The organism is Sulfurihydrogenibium sp., assembly GCF_027448985.1.
Lineage (GTDB): Bacteria > Aquificota > Aquificia > Aquificales > Hydrogenothermaceae > Sulfurihydrogenibium.
In genome coordinates, this window is sequence record NZ_DAIDMN010000089.1 from 1 (window position 1) to 4,613 (window position 4,613).

Genomic DNA, 4,613 nt, shown 5'->3' on the forward strand with positions numbered 1-4,613 from the left:
TCTTCTATCTGTATTGTTTGTTTTATAGTCAGATATCCGGATTGAAACAGTAGATTTTCCGGATAGATGTAATCAATGTCAAGGTTTGAAAGTATCTCTTCTCCTACTTCCAAGTTCTCTAAATCCGGAAGGTAGTACTGATTTTTTTGAAACATTTTTATCAAAAATGTGGGTGTTCCGGTTTCAAACCAGTATGGTCTAAACATTTTGTTGGCAAAAAGCAGTAGTATGTCAAATGGGTTATAAACAGATTCTCCAAGCCAGTTGTAGCCGTTGTACCACCTTTTTACTTCTTCTTTGTCAAAGTCTTTTATCCTATCTTCAAAGACTGTTTCTAACTCTGTCTGGGTGTATCCACATATGGTTGCAAATTCCGGAAGTAGTGTTATATCCATTAGCTGGTTTAGTCCACTGAATATTGATACTTTTGAAAATCTTGATACTCCTGTTAAAAATACAAGATGTAGGTATGGGTCTGCATCTTTCAACACAGAGTAGAAATCTTTTAACACTTCTCTGTTTTCTTTTGCTATATCCGGTTCTTCTATCCTGTCTAATATTGGTTTGTCGTACTCATCTATCAATACCACTACTTTTTGGTTGTATTTTTCTGATAGTTTTTCTATAGCTTCGTAAAATTTTCCACTTGGTGTTTGGTTTGTTAGTTTTATATCGTAATTTCTTTCTATCTGAGATAAAGCTTCTATGATTTTTAGATTCAACTCTTGTGGTGTTCTATGTACTCCCATTCCAAAGCTTATTTTTATAACTGGATATTTTTTATCCCAATCCCAGTTATCGTAAAGGTATAGACCTTTAAATAGTTCTTTGTTTCCACTGAATGCCTCTTTTAGTGTGTCTAAGAAGAGAGATTTTCCAAACCTTCTTGGTCTGCTTAGGAAAAAGTACTTTCCTTTTTCTTGTAGCTTCTTAACAAATGGTGTTTTATCTACGTAATAATATCCTTCTGTAACAATCTCCTTTAAGTTTTGTATTCCTATTGGTAGTTTTTTCATTTTTATAAGCTACCTATTTTCATATAAATTAGTTTTTTGTATATAAAATTATAGCTTATTGCAAATGCTATACAAATTAGTGCAAGTATAAGTGTGTTGTTGTAGAATATAACTGCCAACAAAGTTGGAAATAGATTTAAAATCCAAATGAAGACAGAAGTAGCAGAGTTTCTATATAGATTACTCATATTTGGAAACAGTTTTTTTGAAAAAATTCTGTAAACTAATGTATGAAAATGAACTGCATCCGGTTGAAGTGGAGATGAATTTCTTAAATATTTTCTTCTGTATATTGAGAAAATTACTTCCCAAACTGGATATATCAATATAGCTAATGCAAACCAAGGTGATACTTCCGGATGATGCATTACAAGAAGAACTGCCAACAATCCTACCATAAATCCAATAAAGTAAGCCCCACCATCTCCTAAAAATATTTTTCCAAATGGCCAGTTTATTACAAAAAATCCCAATATAGCAAAAATCAATGTTAATGCTAAATCTCTTATGAGTATATCTCCAACATCGTTTGCAACAAAAGCTATAGATGACAAAGTCATAATACTAACTCCGGATGCAAGCCCATTAAATCCATCAATTATATTTATAGCGTTAGAAATTCCAACAAGAGCAAAAACAGTAAACAGAAAAGAAAAAACAGAAACACTTAGGATATAATCTACAGCTGGCAAATGAACCGTAGTAATCTTTGCATCAAGTAAGATATAAGCTAATATTCCACTTACAGACATAAGAAAAAGTCTTATCTTTGGATGTAATGTTTTTGTTAAGTCTTCTATAAATCCGGATAAAAATACTGGAAATAACACAATAACGTAAATCCACAGATTTTTGTACAAAAGAAACAAAGTAAACGCAATAAATATTCCAAGTCCCCCAATCCTTGGAGTTGGATTTTCATGAAACTTCTGAGGTCCAGAATGAATATGGTCTATAACAAAAATGTCTATCTTCTTAGCAAACACAACAATAAACAAATTCATAAAGAAACTTAATAAAAAAGTTATGGTAGTTAACATAATTCATTCCTCAGCATTTGTTAAAATTTAATAACTTTCATAAAGAAGTTTAGCAAAATCATATAAAGAAGGTACTGTAATTTCTTTTGGAGAATGAGTATTAGAAATAAAAACTTTTTTTGCACCTATATTTTCTGCAAATTCCATATCTGATTTAGAGTCACCAACCATTACCGATTTTACAAAATTTATATCTGGAAAAATCTCTTTTGCTTTTAAAGCCAATCCTATTTTAGGCTTTCTACAATTACAGTCTTCTATTACATAATCATGAGGGCAATAAAAGATAGCATCTATAAATATTTCATTTTTTTCTAAGATTTTTAACATATTTTTATGAATATTATTTAAATCTTCTTCACTCATTAATTTTTTACCTATTCCCCTTTGGTTTGTTACTACTATAATTCTTCCAAAGAAATTTCTTAAAATCTTTTCTTAGCTCAATCGTAGCGTATGCATATATGTTTATAGTGGCATTTAAAATCATGCCTCCATACAAATCAGAGTATGGGCTCACATCTGTTCCACCACCTGCTAAGCCAAGTCTAAGGGGGGCTTTTGATCGAAAAATCATCTTAAAATATCCTCCTTAAAAAAATAATAAAAAATCATTGAGCTAACCAATAATCTTTTTAATCTAAACAATTTTGGTTCCATAATCAATCTCCACAAACCTTCTAATCCTAAATTTTGTATAAATTTAGGAGCTCTTTTTATTTTTCCAGAAACAAAATCGAATGTACCTCCAACACCTATCACAATTTCTATACCAATTTTTTTTAAAATCTCCTTATTATCGTCTATCCAAAATTCTTGTTTTTTTGCCCCAAACCCTACCAACAATATATTAGGTCTAAATTGTAAGATTTTTTCTATTATCAAAGCATTTGTTTTATCAGAAAACGGATAAGGTTCGTATGGTGGACTGTATCCATCTACTTCTATATTATATTTTTCTCTAATCCTTTGCACAGATAGAGTATTGCTATCTTGGTATCCACCTAATAAAAAAACTCTTTTGTTATGCTGTTTTGCATGTTCACATAAATCATATATAAAATCTGAGCCTGAAATTTTTTCAGCTTTTATGTTTCTATATTTAAATCTAAATAGCCAATAAGGTATTTGACCATCTAAAGTAACTATATTTTCATTTATTATCTTTCTAAGTCTCTCATCTTTTTGAGCTTTTACTATGATTTCTGAATTAGCTGTAATAATGAATTTAAATTTCGATGCATTATTAAATATATCATTTTTTGTTAGGCCGTTAAAGAATATATTACATAATCTAAAGTAGCTTTTATCAATCATAAAAATTCCTCAAAAAATTGTTTAAATTTTGCTTAAAATTCAAGGTAAGATATTCATATATATCATAATTAGGTAGCTTTACTTTTTCTTCATAATTTATATATCTAAAAGCTAGTTCAGCTGCTTCTTCTGAATTATTAAGAGGCAAGTAGTAAGCGTGGTCACCCAAGTTCTCTCTGAAAATTGGTATGTCGCTAACTATGACTTTTGAACCACAAGCTAGAGCCTCTAAAGGCGGTCTACCAAAACCCTCATATATTGATAATAAAACAAAAGCTGAACAATTTTTATATAGAGTTATTAAATCCTCGTTTGTTATATAATCAGTGAATACTATGTTTTTATCTGAAATTTCATTATTTATTAACTGATTTATATTTTTATCCCAACCTTTTCTACCAACTAAAACAAGTTTCTTTTCTAATCCTTTTTTTAACATTTTCTTATACACATCAATAAGATAAAATAAGTTTTTTCTTGGTTCTAATGTACTTACTGATAAAATGTAATCTTTTGGATTTAAGCTTAATTTATCCAGAATGTTTGTGTGTGTCTTTAAGATATTTTCTTTCTTATATATATGAGATATAGTCTCACCTATGAAAAATATATTTTTAATATCAAAAATTTCCTCTAGTTCACTTTTAACAGTCTTACTTACTGTTAAAATATAATCTGCTTTCTTTAATGCTAAATCATATAGAGGTTTTAAGTAAATCTTAGCTTTCCAGGATAAAGTTTTAGTAAAATTCCAAGGTACTGTATCATGTATAAAAACAGCTATTTTAGTATTTTTATTTTTCAAGTTATATGTTAAATATCCCGGAGGAAAAGCAGGAAAAATCGCTAATTTGGGACTCGATTTTCTTATTAAATAAGGTAAAAATATCTGTTCACTTAAAATACGACTGTTTGATTTTATTAATATTTCATCAATTAAAGCACTATTTTTTTCTAATGTGGCTTTTTTACGATAAACTGTCGAAACAGTTATGTCAAGTTTATTAGACTTATAGATTTCTTCTATTAAGTGCTCGGTTAAATCTAATGCAAATATTTCAATTCCTGTTTGTCTTCTATTATAAAGACTGGTCAAATCAATTAAAATATTATTTTTATATAAGCTCATAATATTTTACTCCTCTAAAGCTTTTTATTAAGAGAAAAACCCTAATTTCCAATTCGAAAAAAAGATGAAATAAAAAACCTCCAGTGGTATCATAAAGTAAAACTACCACTG

The 4,613-nt window shown here is 28.9% G+C and carries 5 protein-coding genes and 1 pseudogene; all 6 read right to left on the bottom strand.

Going from position 1 to position 4,613, the window contains the following annotated elements; translation table 11 throughout:
• On the bottom strand, positions 1 to 1,016 hold a 1,016-nt coding region (locus tag NE054_RS07005), incomplete at its 3' end, for an AAA family ATPase (RefSeq protein WP_297890106.1).
• A 2-nt stretch (positions 1,017 to 1,018) separates the two neighbouring features.
• Complete coding sequence (locus NE054_RS07010; protein ID WP_297890108.1) at positions 1,019 to 2,020, bottom strand: glycosyltransferase; 1,002 nt, start codon at positions 2,018 to 2,020, stop codon at positions 1,019 to 1,021.
• A 63-nt stretch (positions 2,021 to 2,083) separates the two neighbouring features.
• A complete protein-coding gene (locus NE054_RS07015; RefSeq protein ID WP_345780605.1) occupies positions 2,084 to 2,422 on the bottom strand; it encodes an HAD-IIIA family hydrolase in 339 nt (112 codons plus the stop codon).
• A gap of 76 nt (positions 2,423 to 2,498) precedes the next feature.
• Positions 2,499 to 2,633: pseudogene (locus tag NE054_RS08530) on the bottom strand (dehydrogenase); the annotation flags it as partial.
• Positions 2,630 to 3,373: a WecB/TagA/CpsF family glycosyltransferase gene (locus NE054_RS07020; protein WP_297890109.1), complete on the bottom strand. Its 744-nt coding sequence runs from the start codon at positions 3,371 to 3,373 to the stop codon at positions 2,630 to 2,632. The gene NE054_RS07020 and the pseudogene NE054_RS08530, both read right to left, overlap by 4 nt.
• Entirely contained in the window at positions 3,366 to 4,502 is a 1,137-nt protein-coding gene (locus NE054_RS07025) for a glycosyltransferase family 1 protein (protein WP_297890111.1), read from the bottom strand. The genes NE054_RS07020 and NE054_RS07025 overlap by 8 nt, the downstream gene beginning before the upstream one ends.
• Positions 4,503 to 4,613 lie beyond the last annotated feature (111 nt).